This window comes from Bacteroidota bacterium, assembly GCA_034723125.1.
Taxonomy (GTDB): Bacteria; Bacteroidota; Bacteroidia; order CAILMK01; family JAAYUY01; genus JAYEOP01.
Genome location: JAYEOP010000517.1, coordinates 1 through 1,759, shown reverse-complemented (window position 1 = coordinate 1,759; position 1,759 = coordinate 1). Strand labels below are relative to the sequence as shown.

At 30.6% G+C, this 1,759-nt stretch carries 2 protein-coding genes; both read right to left on the bottom strand.

The window, feature by feature from the left end; all coding sequences use genetic code 11:
• A partial coding sequence (locus tag U9R42_13400) for a hypothetical protein (GenBank protein MEA3497016.1) occupies nt 1-713 on the bottom strand: 713 nt, incomplete at its 3' end.
• A 307-nt stretch (nt 714-1,020) separates the two neighbouring features.
• Nucleotides 1,021-1,542, bottom strand: a complete 522-nt coding sequence (idi, locus tag U9R42_13395; protein MEA3497015.1) for an isopentenyl-diphosphate Delta-isomerase — start codon at nt 1,540-1,542, stop codon at nt 1,021-1,023.
• Nucleotides 1,543-1,759: the final 217 nt, after the last annotated feature.

The window sequence follows — 1,759 nt, the reverse complement described above, 5'->3', positions numbered from 1 at the left end:
ATAATTTGTTCGTTTTCTTCAAGTGAATATGTTTGTGTTGTATAAATCAGTATTCCATCTTTTTTTAAAAGAGAAATTGCATCATCAAGGATATTTTTTTGATTTACTGAGAATTGAAAGGCTTTATTAGTAGCCCATTTTTCAATCGTTCTTGTTTTTTTTCTAAAAAACCCTTCAAGTGAACTGGGAGCATCAATTAATATTACATCAAAATAAGCCGCAAAATTTTTAAAAGCCGAGCTGTAATTTGAACTGACAATAACGTTTGCATTTCCCCATTTAATAATATTTTCAGCTAAAATGCTTGCTTTTCCTCCTGGAAGTCTATTGCTGAACAAAATACTATTTTCTGTCATCAAAGATAAAAGAAGGGTGCTGTTATCTCCCTTTGAGGCACTAAGTTCAAGTACACGAATATCCTTGCTAAAATTTATTGCTTTATGGAAAAACATAGAAGATGCATCCTGAACAAAATATCCACCTGCATGAATTATCGGATCAAAAACAAATTCAGGCTTTTTGTTTAAATATTTTCCGAATTTACACCAAGGAATATTTTCTTCGTTTTCATATTCTCCGGTATTTTTTGCCGGATTAACTCTTAATGAAACAGCTGGTTCTTCCTTTAATGATTTGAAAAAATCTTCAGCTTCATCTCCTAATTGAATTTTCATTCGTTTTATAAAAGCTTCAGGAAATTTTAATGTATGCATATAAAAAAATTGAGTACAAAGATAAAGTTTAAACTACAAATTTTCATAATGTTTAACTCTTACTTAGTGGCACTAATAAAACTTTGTATTACTCATTATACTTGGGCTTTGAATTAATAATGGATGTGAATGTAAAAGTCATTCAATTGTCATTAATAGTCATTTAGCCAAGCTGTCATTGGGTTTTGTAACTTAATGACAATCAAACGACTACTTTATGACATTATATTCAAGCGACAAAATACTCATAATATTCTAACAGTCAAAAATATAGGAGTTTTCTTAGAGACACTACTTAAGGGAGGTTCTATAAAGGATTCGAGTTTAAATATTCTATCATTTTTCCAAATGCAATAATGAACCATTTTGTAAAATCATTAGGACTCATCAGTACATCCATTGTGAGTTCACTCAGTTTTTTAAACTTGTAATCTTCTACTTCCTCTGTATTGATTTCAACTACTTTGTTGTATTTTCCTATAAAAACATGATCGTATTCATGTTCAATAAGTCCTTGTCCTACATCGGCATTGTAAGTAAATGTAAATATTTCTTTTAGCTCACAATCAAAGCCCATTTCTTCTTTGAGCCTTCTATGTGCAGCCTCAATTGTTGATTCACCTTTTCGGGGATGGCTACAACATGTATTTGTCCACAATCCTCCTGAGTGATATTTTGAAAAGGCTCTTTGTTGCAACATTAATTCATCATTTTCATTAAAAATAAAAATTGAAAATGCCCGGTGAAGTTCTCCTTTTTGGTGAGCCTCCATTTTTTCCATTTCCCCAATTTCCACATCATCCTTGTCAACTAAAATTACCTTTTCCATAATGCTTGCTTTATAATATTATAACAATAATTATTGTTTCAAAGGTATTGCTTTTTTAGGTTTATGTTGATTTGAGTGTGTAAAAAATTATTGGTTCTATGTTGATTTGAGTGGGTAATCAAATTTGCCACAGACTTCGTCTGTCGAAGACATACAAAAAGTAAAGACTACGTCTGTCGAAGACAGATTCACAGATTAAAAAATTACTCTTTTTGTA

What these genes read in the sequence shown, in the direction of transcription:
- idi (MEA3497015.1), bottom strand. Translation starts at nt 1,542, where the DNA reads ATGGAAAAGGTAATTTTAGTTGACAAGGATGATGTGGAAATTGGGGAA.